Source organism: Capnocytophaga sp. oral taxon 326 str. F0382, from assembly GCF_000318295.1.
GTDB classification, from domain to species: domain Bacteria; phylum Bacteroidota; class Bacteroidia; order Flavobacteriales; family Flavobacteriaceae; genus Capnocytophaga; species Capnocytophaga periodontitidis.
Genome location: NZ_KB291378.1, coordinates 49529 through 64432, shown reverse-complemented (window position 1 = coordinate 64432; position 14904 = coordinate 49529). Strand labels below are relative to the sequence as shown.

General features: G+C 39.6%; 13 protein-coding genes. 4 read left to right on the top strand and 9 right to left on the bottom strand.

What is annotated here, in order from left to right; all coding sequences use genetic code 11:
* Positions 1 to 117: 117 nt before the first annotated feature.
* The 8 genes from HMPREF9073_RS02745 to HMPREF9073_RS02710 form a co-directional block, all read right to left on the bottom strand.
* Positions 118 to 1116 (bottom strand): virulence RhuM family protein, encoded by a 999-nt coding sequence (locus HMPREF9073_RS02745; protein WP_009412454.1) that lies wholly within the window; start codon positions 1114 to 1116, stop codon positions 118 to 120.
* Between the two features lie 34 nt (positions 1117 to 1150).
* The gene (locus HMPREF9073_RS02740; RefSeq protein ID WP_009412453.1) at positions 1151 to 3910 is read right to left on the bottom strand and encodes a DUF6493 family protein; all 2760 of its coding nucleotides are present in this window, start codon (positions 3908 to 3910) and stop codon (positions 1151 to 1153) included.
* A gap of 67 nt (positions 3911 to 3977) precedes the next feature.
* Positions 3978 to 5936, bottom strand: a complete 1959-nt coding sequence (locus HMPREF9073_RS02735; protein ID WP_009412452.1) for a M3 family metallopeptidase — start codon at positions 5934 to 5936, stop codon at positions 3978 to 3980.
* Between the two features lie 124 nt (positions 5937 to 6060).
* Positions 6061 to 6771: a DUF4197 domain-containing protein gene (locus HMPREF9073_RS02730; RefSeq protein WP_009412451.1), complete on the bottom strand. Its 711-nt coding sequence runs from the start codon at positions 6769 to 6771 to the stop codon at positions 6061 to 6063.
* A complete protein-coding gene (locus HMPREF9073_RS02725) occupies positions 6768 to 7496 on the bottom strand; it encodes a hypothetical protein (RefSeq protein ID WP_009412450.1) in 729 nt (242 codons plus the stop codon). Before HMPREF9073_RS02725 ends, HMPREF9073_RS02730 begins: the two co-directional genes overlap by 4 nt.
* 26 nt (positions 7497 to 7522) lie before the next feature.
* The gene (locus tag HMPREF9073_RS02720) at positions 7523 to 8230 is read right to left on the bottom strand and encodes a hypothetical protein (RefSeq protein ID WP_009412449.1); all 708 of its coding nucleotides are present in this window, start codon (positions 8228 to 8230) and stop codon (positions 7523 to 7525) included.
* A 9-nt stretch (positions 8231 to 8239) separates the two neighbouring features.
* On the bottom strand, positions 8240 to 9082 hold the full coding sequence (locus HMPREF9073_RS02715; RefSeq protein WP_009412448.1) for a DUF3822 family protein: 843 nt from the start codon (positions 9080 to 9082) through the stop codon (positions 8240 to 8242).
* Positions 9057 to 9719 carry a hypothetical protein gene (locus HMPREF9073_RS02710; protein WP_009412447.1) on the bottom strand — a complete coding sequence of 221 codons (663 nt, stop codon included), beginning with the start codon at positions 9717 to 9719 and terminating at the stop codon, positions 9057 to 9059. The genes HMPREF9073_RS02715 and HMPREF9073_RS02710 overlap by 26 nt, the downstream gene beginning before the upstream one ends.
* Positions 9720 to 9844: 125 nt before the next feature.
* On the opposite strand from HMPREF9073_RS02710, the gene HMPREF9073_RS02705 reads away from it, so the two are divergent.
* From HMPREF9073_RS02705 to HMPREF9073_RS02690, 4 genes are all read left to right on the top strand, one after another.
* Positions 9845 to 11233 carry an ATP-dependent RecD-like DNA helicase gene (locus tag HMPREF9073_RS02705; protein WP_009412446.1) on the top strand — a complete coding sequence of 463 codons (1389 nt, stop codon included), beginning with the start codon at positions 9845 to 9847 and terminating at the stop codon, positions 11231 to 11233.
* A gap of 196 nt (positions 11234 to 11429) precedes the next feature.
* Positions 11430 to 11762: a PadR family transcriptional regulator gene (locus HMPREF9073_RS02700; RefSeq protein WP_009412445.1), complete on the top strand. Its 333-nt coding sequence runs from the start codon at positions 11430 to 11432 to the stop codon at positions 11760 to 11762.
* A 3-nt stretch (positions 11763 to 11765) separates the two neighbouring features.
* Positions 11766 to 12563: a PspC domain-containing protein gene (locus HMPREF9073_RS02695; protein ID WP_009412444.1), complete on the top strand. Its 798-nt coding sequence runs from the start codon at positions 11766 to 11768 to the stop codon at positions 12561 to 12563.
* 101 nt (positions 12564 to 12664) lie between these two features.
* Entirely contained in the window at positions 12665 to 13510 is an 846-nt protein-coding gene (locus tag HMPREF9073_RS02690; protein ID WP_009412443.1) for a hypothetical protein, read from the top strand.
* On the opposite strand, the gene HMPREF9073_RS02685 is transcribed toward HMPREF9073_RS02690, so the two are convergent.
* On the bottom strand, positions 13507 to 14820 hold the full coding sequence (locus tag HMPREF9073_RS02685; RefSeq protein WP_009412442.1) for a hypothetical protein: 1314 nt from the start codon (positions 14818 to 14820) through the stop codon (positions 13507 to 13509). The genes HMPREF9073_RS02690 and HMPREF9073_RS02685 overlap by 4 nt on opposite strands.
* Positions 14821 to 14904: the final 84 nt, after the last annotated feature.

The following is a 14904-nucleotide window of genomic DNA, read 5'->3' as shown; positions in this document are numbered from 1 at the left end:
AGCAAATATTGCGAATGGCGGTAAAATCGTGTGCTTTAATGGCGGAAAGTAAGTTTTCTTTCATAAGTGAAAAATTAAAAGTGATTATCGGACGGGACAGGCTATTGGGATGGTTAGTTAATTCGTTAGCTTCTTCTCTAAAGATTTTAGGATCTTTAGATAATCTTCTTCAACAGCTGATAATGTTTTGACTTGATATTTTTTAAATTCAACAGTAGCTTTTGCAATAGCTTCTTGATGGCTTACTCGTCCTGCATTTTGCAATACTTGTTCTCCTGTTGCTGAGAGAATGTTGTCTAATTGTTTGATATAATCTGCCATATACATCAGTTTTCGCTTCATTGCCTGTATTTCAGCAAAGTCAAAATACCCAGAAACTAAATTATTGAGTACTTTGAGTTCCTCTTCTGTTAGGTAATTTTTGGCAATTACTACTTCTTTTAGCGAAGGATGATCGCCTGTAAAAACAGTAAGTCCCATAAAAGGCTTATCACTATCGGCACGTTCATAGATTACCTCAGCGGCTGTATGTCCGTGAGCAGCATAGTGTAGTTTGTTCTGTACAATCTTAAAAAATGTAATAGATTCAGGAGTACGAGGGTCGTAGTCTACACTGGTAGCATATAAATCAAGCACTTGTCTATACAACACTTTTTCGGAGGAACGAATGTCGCGAATACGATTAAGAAGTTCATACCAATAATTGCCCCCTGCATTCTGTTTCAAACGATTATCATCTATAACAAAGCCTTTGATGATATACTCTTTGAGTCGCTGAGTAGCCCATATCCTGAATTTTGTAGCAATATGGCTCTTAATACGATAACCTAAAGAGATAATCAAATCAAGATTATAATGGACTACTTCGCGAGTAACTTCTCGGCTACCTTCTTTTTGAACTATTCGGAATTTCCGAACAGTTGCCTTTTCTTCTAATTCACCTTCTTCAAAGATGTGTTTGATATGCTCACTTACATTGGCTTTACTTGATTGGTAGAGGGTTACTAACTGTGCTTGTGTGAGCCAAACATTTTCATTTTCAAGGCGTACTTCTATTTGGGTACTGCCGTTTTCATCTTGGTAGAGAAGCAATTCTCCTTGTGTTATTTCTTTCATAAGTGAAAAATTAAAAGTGAAAAGAGAATAGTAACTAATCAATAAAAGCTACTAACTTTTTGTGGTTGCGTGGGAGTTTGTTCTGTTTCTTGACTTCCTCTAAATAGAGCTGTATTACTTCTTTGCCAAAGGCTTTTACTGCTGGGGGATTAGGGCGGTCGAGGAATTCTATAAAGCGCAGTATAGGCAGATAATCCCAAGCGAGTACATTGGCAAGGTAAGTTTTCAAGTGAGTTAGGTCTTCCCCACGAGCAATCGCCTGACAAATATATTCATACGCCAAATCACGTGAGGGGCGTTTTTCAAAGAGCAAACACGCGCCTATATACAGCCAACCGCTGTGGCGTACACGCAGGTCGTAGCGCAAAACAGCTTCCAAAGGCAAAGTCATATCGCGCACTTGGTCTGCCTCATTCATCGTCGCCCAGAGCGCTATGTAAGCACATAATATCGCATCGGGATAGTGTGGGTTGAGACTTAATTTATATTCTGCCTCTTGAGCCGAAGTGTGTTCCCCTTCATTGGCATTGTAATAGTTGTAAAGGGCAGGACGGCTTTTCTTATTCTTGTATTTGTAATAATGATTGCAGTGATAGGTGAACTCTTCGCCTACTTCGCCATTGGCATAAGTTCTTTTCTCCCAACCATAACGGATATAGAAAGGCTTCACCACGCTAAGGATATTCTTTGCCTGAGTATTTTCAAATACTTTGAACTCCTCATCGGGGTGTTTTAGGCGGGTGATTTGCGTCCATAGCGGTAGAAGTGCTTCGTTTAATTGTATCTTATCAGTAAGACCTAAGTAATACTGAATAGCAGGAGCATAGTCGCCTTTGAGCTGTTGGGCTTTTTCTTTGGCTGCTGCCGAAACCTCCCAAAAGAGCAGGCGGTTGCAGGCGACAATCAGGTCGTCGAGGTCGGGGGCTTTGCCTTGGGCTTCATATTGCAAGAGCTTATCGACCAACACTTCTGCCTCTATATAGAAAGGTTCGTGTGTAGGGGTAGAAAGGAAAGGCAAGGTGTCTTTCTCTTTGAGCTTTTGGAGTGTACGTGCTATTTTATTAAAGAGATAAGGGAAGGCTTCTTTTGCTTGATTGGCAGCTATGTGCATCACTCTTGGTTTGTCGAGTTTATCGGCTTGTGTATATTTATCTTCTTTGTAGAGTTTTTGAATTTCTTTCCATTCCTTGTCGGTATCATATACAAGGGGGGTAGCGCTTTGGTTACTCCAAGAGTCTAAAAATAAGTATAGTAGAGGCATCGTTCCGACAAACCACTCACGAGCGAGAAGCTGCTTGAGGTAAGGCTTTATCTGCTCAGCATAATCCGCGGGGATTTGGTCTTGCAAGCGTACGAGAACATCAAAGAAAACATCAATAGTAGCGGCTGATTTCTCGCGGATACAGTCGCCGATGAGGAAGAGGGTTTCATTAGGGGTTAGGGGATAGATGATAGGGGTTAGGGTGTGAGCCGCACAGGCAGTTTGGGACTTCTCGGACGAGGCTGAGCTGTCGGACAAGTCGGATGGGGCGGACGATTCTGAAGGACTTAGGGTTGCAAGGAGGTTTTGGGCTTTGCCTTTTAGGTAATCGCGGTAAGGTGCGATGACTTCGGGGAGACCTTTTTGGTTGAAATAGGTGGTGAGTAGTTCAGCGACAGCTTCTTGTAGTTTTACATCGGGCTGAGTGAAGAGTACAGCTAATTGTTCGCGGTAGCTGACATCGGTAGGAGGGTGTTTTTTGAACTCCTTTGCCAAAATCTCTACTCCTTGAAGGAGTGCTTTAGGTTGCTTATCTACAGTAAAGGCAAGCGGAAATTGTTGCATAAAGCCCTCAAAATCAAACTGTGGTGCATTGGCAATAGAGACGATGTATTCCATAACGGTCTTTACTACACTGCCTACCCCAGTGCCTAAAACAGCAAAAAGAGTTTGTTGATGAGCTAAAAGTTCCTCTTGGGTAGGGGCAAGCCATTTGAGCAAACGACAATGCCAATCGAGGTGGGGTTTCTTCCATTGGTTGAGCAATGATTCTAAAAGCTGCCCTACAAAACTACGAGGAATTTGGTAGCCATAATGCACCAATAATTCAAATACCTCGTCCCAATAGGTAGTTACTTTGGCAACACCAGAGGTACTCATTTTGCTTGAGGGGTTATCACTTTTCCACTTGGAAAGGTCGAGTACTTTGGTTTCGATACGGTAAAGCTGTAAGAGCACTTTTTCAATGGCTTCGGGGTATTGGAAGAGGAATTGGGCATCAGCAGTTACTGAGCGGCTACCCATATTAATTTCTAATAAATTCTTTACAAAACGCTCTTCTTCAAAGGGGATCCAGCCTTTTTTGTAAAAATACCATTGGAAACCAAAGGACAATCCATCGATCTCTTTATTATATCGTTCTTTAAGTACTTTTTTGATATAGTTATCTGGCGGAAATTGTGTAAAGTAGTTTATTATAGGTTCAAAATAAAAAGAACCTAAGATGGCATAAGGAGTTACTTGATAAGGTTCGCCTATATAATTCTTTTTGTCTATCATCACTTTAGCAATGTCGTTTTCCTCACGTACCATAGTAATAAGGGTGTAGTTATGAGCTTGAAAAACTTTATAGTTATGGCGGTAAGTATTCTTTTTATCAATATTCTTTCGCGGGAAATCTTTTTCCGAATAGGGATCTAATGCTTTGATAGCAGTGATGGTGCTATAACGCTCACTATCGGTGAGCTGGCTTGTAATGTTTAGGATTGCTGAGAAATCGCCTTCGGCAATGGCGGTGATGAGGGGTTGATTCATTTTTATTTTTGATTTTGATTTTTATTATCGGACGTATAATGATGATTGGCGAGCAAAGATATGTATTTTAGTTATGGAAACGTTTATAGAGAATACTTTCCTTTTCGCTACTACCTTTTTCAAGGATTTCTTTGCGGAAACGTGTAGCTACTGTTTTGTTGAAAAAGCCTGCTTCTTTAAATATTTTCAAAGCTTCTTCCTCTAAGGCTTCCGACCATTTGTAGCTATAATAGCCTGCGGCATAACCTCCACTGAAAATATGAGAGAAAGCAGGAGAAATACACATCTCATCAATAGGTGGATAGAGTTGTGTTGCTTTGGTAACTGTCTGTTCAAAAGTGCGAACATCTTCAAGGCGTTCTAAATGAGGATAGGTATGCCACTCCATATCTAAGAATCCAAAATTTAACTGACGCACATTCAAAATGCCTTTCATAAAATCTTCAACAGCTTTTACTTTCTTCACCCATTCTATAGGTAGAGGTTCCCCCGTTTGGTAATGAGTGGCAAAAAGGCGCAAAGTTTCTTCTTCATAACACCAATTTTCCATCAGCTGACTGGGGAGTTCCACAAAATCGCGGGCTACATTAGTACCACTGAGCGAAGGATAGGTTACCTTGGAAAGCATCCCGTGAAGGGCGTGTCCAAACTCGTGGAAGAGAGTCGTTAGCTCATTAAACGTAAGCAAAGAAGGAGCGGTATCTGTTGGACGGGTGAAGTTGCACACTATAGAGATGTGCGGACGGGAATCTTTGCCTTGCTCATCTCTATACTGCTCCTTGTAGGAGGTCATCCACGCCCCATTGCGCTTGCCTGCCCGAGGGAAAAAATCGGTGTAGAAAAGGGCGAGATAATCACCGTTTTCATCGGTTACTTTGTAAGTTTGTACTTCGGGGTGGTATTTTTCTACCTCATCGGTAAGAGTAAAGTGCAAGCCGTAAAGCTTGTGTGCCACAGCAAACATTCCTTCCACTGCCTTATCTAATGCCAAATAAGGTTTGAGGAGCGAATCGTCTATTTGGTAGCGCTCTTGTTTGAGTTTTTCGGCATAATAAGCAAAATCCCACTGCTGAAAATCGGTGAGACCAGAGAAGGTTTTGAGTTCTTCTAATTCCTTAATAGCCTGAGGTTTATCTTTGGCTAACTGTTCGTTGAGGAAAGCTATCACCTTTTCGGGAGTTTCCGCCATACGCTCTTCCAAAGCAAAGGTAGCATAATTAGGGTAGCCCAACAAAGAAGGACGCGTTTGTCGCAATTGGGCGATACGCAACACATTGTCTTCATTATTATAGGCACTCTCTCCTGCACAACGACTATGATAATCGGTGAATAGTTTTTGGCGTAGGTCGCGGTTATCAGCATATTTCATTACCGCAGTATATACGGGCAAATCGAGAGTTATGACCCAGCCTTGTACATTGCGTTTTTTAGCTTCTTGCGCGAGCATTTCAAGGACAAAATCAGGTAGCCCACTGAGGGTATTTTTATCGGTAATCACCCATTGGTAATGTTGAGTCTCTGCCAATACATTTTTAGAGAATTTCAGTTTTAGGGTAGCCAACTGCTTGTCGATTTCACGCAAACGCCCCTTATCATTGAGTGATAAATTAGCGCCATTGCGGGTAAAACTTTTGTAAGTTTTCTCTAAAAGCGTTTGTTGTTCTGCAGTAAGCGAAAGAGTTTCGCGCTGGTCATACACGGTTTTTATCCGTTTGAAGAGGGCTTCATTCAGGCGTATATCGTTACTGTAGTGGGTAAGCAAAGGTGAGATGCGTTGCGCTTCGGCTTGCAGGGCGTCGTTTGTCTCGGCACTGTTGAGGTTGAAAAACATAGCCGTGAGTCGGTCGAGCGCCAAGCCTGTGTAAGCCAAGGCTTCTATTGTATTTTTAAAAGTAGCGGGGTCAGGATTTTGTGTAATACTATTGATTTGAGCAAGGCTTTCGGCGATAGCTTTCTCAATAGCTGGTAGATAGTCAGTAGGAGTAAAGCGCGAAAATGGCGCTGATTCATAAGGAGTATAAAACATAAAATTGTCTTTTTAGTATGAGAGTGCAAATATAGCTTTTTACATACATAAAACAAAAAAAAACTGCTTGATTTCTCAAACAGCTTTTTTTATTTTCTAATACCTGATACCTAATGCCTGATACCTACTTATCTTGCATCGCAAATACTGATTTCAACAAAGGAGTAGTACGCGCTGCTATATTAGTGCGTATTTCCTTTTCTTTGTCGCCTACTTTCACGAATAAACCATTGATAGCTTGTTCTGTAACGTATTTGGTGAGATTTGCCTCAACCGGTTTCACCAATGGAATTTGGTTATACTTATCAATGATATTTTCCCAAACTTTATCAGCACCTACTTCGCTAAGTGACGATTGGATTTTAGGAGCAAAAGCACTTTCCAAAGCGTTATAAGTAGTATTTTTTAAATAGGTAGTGGCGGCAGTATTATCACCTTTGAGGATGTTCATCGCATCGGTAAAGGTCATATTTTGTATAGCCGAAAGAAAGATAGGTTTCGCCTGGCTCACTGCATTTTCAGCAGCTTCGTTCAGCACTTTAAGCCCTTGATCGGCTAAAGAGCCCAAGCCGATAGAACGCAAGGTTTTATCTACTTTTTGGAGTTCTTCGGGCAAAAGGATGCGCACTGCTTGGTCTTTAAAATAACCACCGTCTTTGCTCAATAGGTCTACCCCACTACTCACGCCCAATTCAAGCGCTTGTTTGAGACCACTGGCTACGTTAAAACCACTGCCCCCTTGCGAAGTGTTATTCAAAACTTGTTGCAGTTCATTACAACTATTCAACGATAGAGAGCCCATAGCTAAGAGCCCTAAAAACATTAGTTTTTTCATAGATTATTATTGTTATTTGGAGTAATTCCTCTTTCTTCGGCATAAAGCGCATAGAGAGTAGCAAACAAAAAGGGCAAAGAAAAAATAAGTCCGATACCAAAAAGAAGAACGCCTAATACAGCAATAATTCCTCCCACTAATCCTGAGAGAAAAACTGTACCAAAATTGCGCATCACACGTTCAATACTCCCTCTTACTGCTTGTTCAACTGATTGATTCTCAAATATAATGATAGGCACCGCAAAGGTTAATAGAAGAGAAGCAAAAATATCAAAAAGGGTACTCAATATAGGAAGTCCTAAAAGATTTACCAAAAGAGAAAACAGTGAGGTAGCTACTGTAAACAATGTAGCATAGGTTAGTAAACGCGCTGTGTACGGCGAGTTGTAGTGCGTAAAGAGATTATTAACCGAGGCAGGTTCTCCTTGTTCTACTTTTTTAAAATTCTCATAGAATCCAGCTGATAATGGTGTTATAGCACAGCTGATAAAGACTCCTAACACCATTAATTTCAATTGTACAATAGGTGTTGCCATCATTTCTTGAAGATAATAAAGAGATCTCAACACCTCAAAATCACCGAAGTCTCCTCCTAAAATTATAGGAAAAAACAACATATAGAACAAAACAAACACAACAATGAGGAGTAAAACTCCTACAATAAGGCTTGCAAAGCTACTCTTATAGAGCTTGCCTGCGCGGTCTAAAACATTGGATACTGACATAATATAAAAATATTTTAATTTGTTACTTATTTGTTACTTATCGTTTGATAAATACTAAAAATACCTGCTAACAAATACGAGTAGGTAATTGTTACTCCTATTCCAAAAGCAAAAAAACCTACCAATAAGCATACCATTCCAAAGGCGGTAATGATAAGTGCTGTAAAAGGAGCCAGCATTATTCGCTGATAGCTGTGCCTCATTGCCTTGAAAAGCGACTTGCCTTCCAATACAATGATGGGAACAGTGAGTACAAACACTAAGGATATGATAGTGGTAAGCGCTAAGCCCAAAGCGGCTGTTCCTATAGCGATAGCACCTACTGACACTAAGGTTTTTAAGCACATTTGCAAAATCACGTGTCCTAAAATATCATTGGTTTCACGCACATGATAGTAAGCAAAAAGGTTGCGGAAGGAAGGGCGGCTACCAGCTATCACCTCGGCGTAATTTTTGTAAACTCCTGCTGTGAAAGGGGTAATAATTCCATCGATTAGCAGGCAGAAAAACCAAAATTTTATCAAGAAATGAGGTTGATTTACGTAAGCAGTTAATCTTTCAGGGTCTTTACTGAGTTCCACAATTCCCTCAATAGGCATTCCAAAAACGGTGGTGAGTAGCAAAGCGTATATAGTGAAAACCACTACAAAGAGGAGAAGAGCTCCCAAGAGGTGTATACCAAAAGTAGCTTGTACTAATCTCAATGCATTGATGAATATATTCGATAATTTCATAGCGTTAGGTTAAAACGATTGTGCGAGCACAAAATTCCGACGGATGAGCTGTTCATCCATTCCTGCTGCAAAGTGTTGTTTGTGATATTTTATAAGGTATATATGTCGTACGTAGTATTTTACTTTGCTGTAGAACAGTGCGGTAGGGTCGACTTCGCCCGTGATATAGATAGGTACTTGCTCGGTATCAATATCTAATTGTTCAATAGAAAAGAGGATGTAATATAGAAAATCTTCAATGGTTTCATAGCTAAAACGATTGAAGTAGTATAATTTTTTATTTCTGAAGACTACAAAGTAGAAAGAGCCTACTTCGGCATAGATATACATCACCTCCAAAGCGTGTGAGGAGTAGTGTTTTAGGAACATTTTGAGCAGTGAGGTAGCGAAATGCTGATAGTCGAACCTGCCATAGTAAGAGAGCAAAGCATTGTTTACAAAAGTGTTAGGTACGTAGGCATTTACCGTTTCGACAGAGAGAATCTTATCGATTTCCACAGTTTCGGGGGTTACATTGTTTATGTCGATGCTGTACTTAAGATAGTCCAACATCTCGTCCTTACCGCCGTATAGGGGTTGTGGTATAAGGGCAAAAAGAGGGGTGTTGTGCAAAACCCTGATGGTGGTAAAATCTTGGCGGAGGTCTTCTTCACTTTGGATTACACGTTCTACTTGTTCATTTATTTCTTCCTGAGTTTTATAGCTAAAATTCACAGGAAAATTGTAGATAGATTCCACGCAGGTAAGCACAGGGTTAAACACACAAAAAGAAAGTCCATCCAAGTTGATTTGAATGGACAATTCCTTGAAATACGTTTCTAAATGTTTATTGTTTTGCGATTTTTGCGTCATAAGAAGTTGGCCAGTTACCATTTACGGTGATTTCTTTTAGTGAACCTACTTGGATATTAGGACCTCTTACATCTTCTACTGAAGTTTTTTGAATTTCTTTAGCTACTAAGCCTTCATCTAAACCTTCTAGTATATCTTTTTTAGGCACATAAACTTGGAAGACTGATGATTTTACACCGTTTTTATCGGTAATTTCACCTGTTTCCATTATAAATTTACCTGGTTTCACACCTTTGAAAGTAGGTAAATCACCCATAGTTTTGTAACGAGTATCGTTTTTAAACAACGAATCTTTTACTGATACGTATCCTAAGGTATCAATACGCACTCCTTGACGCATCACGTCAATGTTAAAACCTTTGTCGAACTCTACCCAGCTGGTATCGCGTTGTGAAGTAATGGTAAAACGTGCATTTTCTACAAACTTAGTAAGTTCGTCGAAATTTTTAGCATAAACGCCATTAATTTTCAAATAAGCATCTTGAACATTGCGAATGTCCTTCAACTTCTTGATCACTTCAGTGTAGCGATTTTCCTTAATTTTGTTAAATTCAATAGGACCTGTGATAGATCTGTAAATTAGGAAGCAGAACACGAATCCTAATAGATAAAATGCAATTTGTAAGATTTTTTTCATCGTTTTAATATTATATTAAATAAATTTTTTTTTGACTGGCATAGCGCAAAACTACAATCTTTTTTTGAAACTAAAAAATTATTTTAACTTTTTTTTATATTTTTGTGCGCTCAATACTTTTTACAATGGACGAAAAAGCCTTTCTCAACGCTCTCTTTCAGGCGTTTAAACATATTCCTACCCCTTCACAAGAAGTTGCCTTACAAATGCTCACTAAGTATCTTTTAGATACTGATGCCTCCGAAAAAGTATTTTTATTGAAAGGATTTGCAGGGACAGGAAAGACCTCTATCACGCGCTGTCTCATTGCTACACTCCCCTTGATACACCACCAAGCGGTACTTTTAGCACCAACGGGCAGGGCAGCTAAAGTGATGTCGCATTTCGCTAAAAAACAGGCATTCACTATCCATAAGTACCTTTACTACACCACAACAATGGGTACTGAAATATCCTTCAAACTGCGTGCCAATAAACACTACAACACCTTATTTATAGTAGATGAGGCATCGATGCTTGCCGATATTGACGACTTGATGCGTTTTGTCTACTCGGGCAAAAATTGCAAGTTGTTACTCATAGGCGATACAGCTCAGTTACCTCCTGTGGGTACTGAGGTGAGTCCGGCGTTGAGTGTGAGTCATTTAGAATATCAATACAACAAAGAGGTGCTCACCACAACTCTTACTGAGGTGCTGCGCCAAAAAAATAAATCGGGGATTTTGCGCAATGCTACCCGCCTGCGTAAAACGCTTTTTGGACAAGCCAAATCACCAGATTTTCTGTTCAACCTCAAAAATCCCGATGTAACCCGACTCACGGGTAGTGAGGAAATTTCGGATGCTATCAACGAGAGTTATGAGCTCTACGGAAGTGAAGAAACTGCTATTATTGTGCGCTCTAACAAGCGTGCTGTAGGGTGGAATGCTTATATACGCCGCTCTATTTTGGATATAGAAGATGAAATAGCTGCTGGCGACCTGCTAATGGTGGTGAAAAACAATTATTTTTGGTGTAAAAACAACCCCGAAGTGAGTTTTATTGCCAATGGAGATATTATAGAAGTACTCCATATCTACAGTTTTTACGAAGAATACGGTTTTAGATTTGCTGAAGTTTCGGTGCAACTCATTGATTACCCTAACCAACCGCCTTTTGATACAGTTATTTTGCTCAATACCCTTTACAGCGAAGCTCCTGCCCTTACCCCCGCTGAAAGTCAACAACTTTACGAAGAAGTGCTCGCCGATTATTACGATGAACCCTCGTCGTACAAAAAGCACCAACAACTGAAAGAAAATCCGTACTTCAACGCTTTACAAGTGAAATTCTCCTACGCTATCACCTGCCATAAAAGTCAAGGGGGACAATGGGATGCTATCTTCATTGAAAAACCCTACTTACCTGAAGATTACGTAATTGACGAAAGTTACTACCGCTGGCTGTATACAGCCCTTACCCGCGCCAAACAACAAGTATATTTGATAGGATTTCCTGAAACAGACTTTAATTAGGTAAGAGGTAAGAAATTTTAAAAAATCTCTAATTTAATCACTACGCTTTAGAACCTTATAAAAAACACATATTCAATTACTTACTTAATTACTTTCCCCTACTCTACTAAAAATTATCAAAAAAATTAGTACTATGTATTGCATATTACTATTTTTTACCATAACTTTGCCCTCGAATTGATAAATCTACAGAATTATGGAAGAAATCAATACTGAAAAAATTAAAACACAAATGCGCAAAGGTATCTTAGAGATGTGTATACTCTCGGCTATCAACAAAAGTAAAGAAGCCTATGTTTCCGACCTCATAGATGCCCTCAAATCTGCCGATATGATTGTGGTAGAAGGTACGCTCTACCCACTTCTCACCCGACTGAAGAACGCTGGACTACTCGCCTACCAATGGAAAGAATCGACCTCGGGGCCTCCACGCAAATACTATGTGCTTACCGAAGGAGGCAAACGCTTTCTTGAAGAAACTGTAAAAGCGTGGCGTGAATTACAAACTATGATAAACAAACTCATTTAGATTATGGATAAAGTAAAAAACATCAGTTTGGGTGGTTTTTCTTTTACAATTGAAGAAACTGCCTACAACGCTCTCAACACCTATCTTGTTGAGGTGCATAAACACCTAAGTACCAATGCCGATAAAGACGAAATTCTATACGACATTGAACAGCGTATGGCTGAACTGCTCAAAGACCAAATGAAAGGACGTGAAGTGGTTATCAGCCAAGATATTCAATACCTAATAAGCGTTTTAGGTCGTCCTGAACAATACGTTGATGATGAGGAAAATAGTGCCTCTACCCCTCAGTTTTCTAACTCTTTTAAAGGTAGAAAACTCTACAGAGATATAGATGACAAAAAATTAGGTGGTGTACTTTCGGGCATCAGTCATTATTTTAAATGGGATGTTACGCTACTGCGTATTGTTTTTGCCTTACTCATTTTTGCTAATATTTCTTTTTTTGCTTTCAGCGTTAATGGCAAAGGCATTTCGTTTACTTCTACCCTTATTGTATTGTATTTCATCTTTTGGGGTGTAGTTCCAGCAGCTGTTACAACTTCTGAAAAACTTGAAATGAAAGGTGAGGAAGTAAATTTAGATACCTTATCTAACTTCAAAACAAGCTTTCCTTCACAGAGAAGAGAGTGGACGAAAAGCCTTACTGACAAGAAAATAGCGGGAGTTTTAGGGGGACTTGCTCTTTATCTATCTATCAATAGCACTTGGTTACGCATTGCTTATGTAGCAGTAGTTTTATTTTCTTTGCCCATTTTTCATCAAATGGGTGTATTGGCAATTATCGGCATTTTATCTTAGCGGCAGTACTTAAAAATCCTACTTTAGCTACTGAAGAGGTTCATTCTTTAAAAACTTCGGATACAGCAATAACATCTCCTCAGCGAAGTAACTTTTTCTTTATGTTACTCAAAGGTGTTTTCTATTTCATAGCTATAGTGATATGTATTCCTCTGTTTATAGCACTTATAGGTACGATTATCAGTATCTTTGGCGCAACTATTGCTGGCGGTATTACCCTGCTTACCCTAAGTGATTACTTACCTTATCTATTGGCACATCAATGGCAAGTTGTTGTATTGTACCTCGCTTCAGGTTTACTGTTGTTAGTGCCTATCTCATTAATAGTGTTATTAGCTCTTAAACTTTTTACCAAAGGATTTCGTACGCCTAAAGCGTGGGTAGTGGCTAATGTGCTCTGTTTAGTGGTAGGGATAATGCTTTTACTCACCGTATTAGGAAGTGTAGGTAAAGAATTTGTAACAGCAGGTAAAGTAGAAACAAAAATACCCATCACCTCTACCGCCGATACTTTGTTTATCAGTGAAAAAACCTCTACACCTTATGATGGATTTGTATCACTACACGAAAGGGGAATTGATTTGAGAAATAACGTATACTTCACTGATATACAACCTACTAACGATTCACTACCCTACCTTTTAATCACTAAAAAATCTAAAGGGAGAACTGTGAGTGAGGCTACCGAGAACGCTTCTCGGTTAGAGTTTCCTATAGAGTTCAACAAGAATGTAATAGAGCTTCCTAACCATTATACACTGAAAAAAGGCAATGTGTTTAGAGATCAAGAAGTGAAAGTAAGTTTGTGTGTGCCTGCGGGCAAATACGTAAAAACTATTGCCAATAGGCAGTTATATATGTTTCAAAAATGGCATCCTATTCTCGAAAAGAATGCTCTATACAAAGTTACTAAAGACTCCATTATTCAGGTAACAAGTAACAATTAAGAATTAACGATTACAGCGGCTTGGGTGGGGCATACGCCGGTGATTTTATCACCTATACCTACATAGCGCACTTCGTACTGAGGATAAGGTGCGAGTACCTCACTAATGAAAGCGCGAAACTCCTCGTCGTTCCACTCAAAATGGTGGTCGGCGTGGCGGATAGCATTCTCAGGGTCATCAAAATAATACTTGTTGAACCTACTATCGGGGGTGGTGATAATCATTTTGTAAAAAGGAATTTGCAAGCACTTATCCACTAATGCCTTTGCATCGTTGGGGGTATTGTGTTCAATCACTTCAGTAAGGAGGATATTCACCGGTTTTTGGTAAGCAAAATCGTCTAAACTGCGCAGGAACACAAGGTTATCGGTATCCATTTTGTAAGAAAGACTCTTGGCATACTCGGCTACAGCAGGATCTATATCGGTAGCAAAATAAGGGTGGTTATAACTGTAGTTCTTGCGCATAAAACGACGATAATACTTCAGTTCACCACAACCGATATCCAAAATAGGGAAATCGAAACCAAACTCCTTCACCACAAACTCCATACGGCTGCCGTGAGTATCGGTAAATTGGAACTCAATATTGAGCCCTTTAGCTTTGAAATAGGCCTCGAAAGCAGGTTTTATTTCATTGAGTTGGCGTTCGCTCTTCACGGCGCGCTTGATAAAGAGGTAGAACACGAAATAAGGCACATCGTCTATATTGGTGAGGATACGCGCGTATTTCTGTGCAAAAAAGTCGTCGATATAAGTATATTCGCCATACTCGTTGGTAATATGCGTAATCACGGCTATAAAGCTGAGTAAGTTGAGCGCCTCGAAGATAGTTTTCCCTTCTACTTTAAGGGCTACATTATTACCGATAAGAGGGGTGATTTGGCAATTTTTGAAATAACGTTCCATCAAAAAGTGTCCGCTACTATACCAAGAAGAATTGATATAGAGGTTCTTCACTTCAATAGTACAGGGCTGGTTGTCCACCTCGCGGCGTGTTTTTCCTAACCATTTGATTTCCTGACTAAAGTAAGTTTCTTTTTCCTGCAATTGGTCTTTAAAAAACTCATTGCAGCAATGCAAAATCACCAAAGGTGAGCAATAACTTTGAAAATCTATCTGATTGCTCTCTTCGGGTAGGTAACTATAGCGCGTATCTTGGAATACTACGTCATACTGATGCGCACTTACTGCATTACCTATGAGTTGCCCATTGCGGAGAGATTTGGCATAGATACCAAAATCGGTATTAGGGTTTTTGTTGAGAACATCCAATAAATGAGGATTGTTGGAACGTATTTGTATGATCATAAATTACTAATTCACTAATGAAATGACAAAAGTAAGAACTATTTGGTTAATTCACAAATTATTCTTATTTTTGCGCCTGAATTT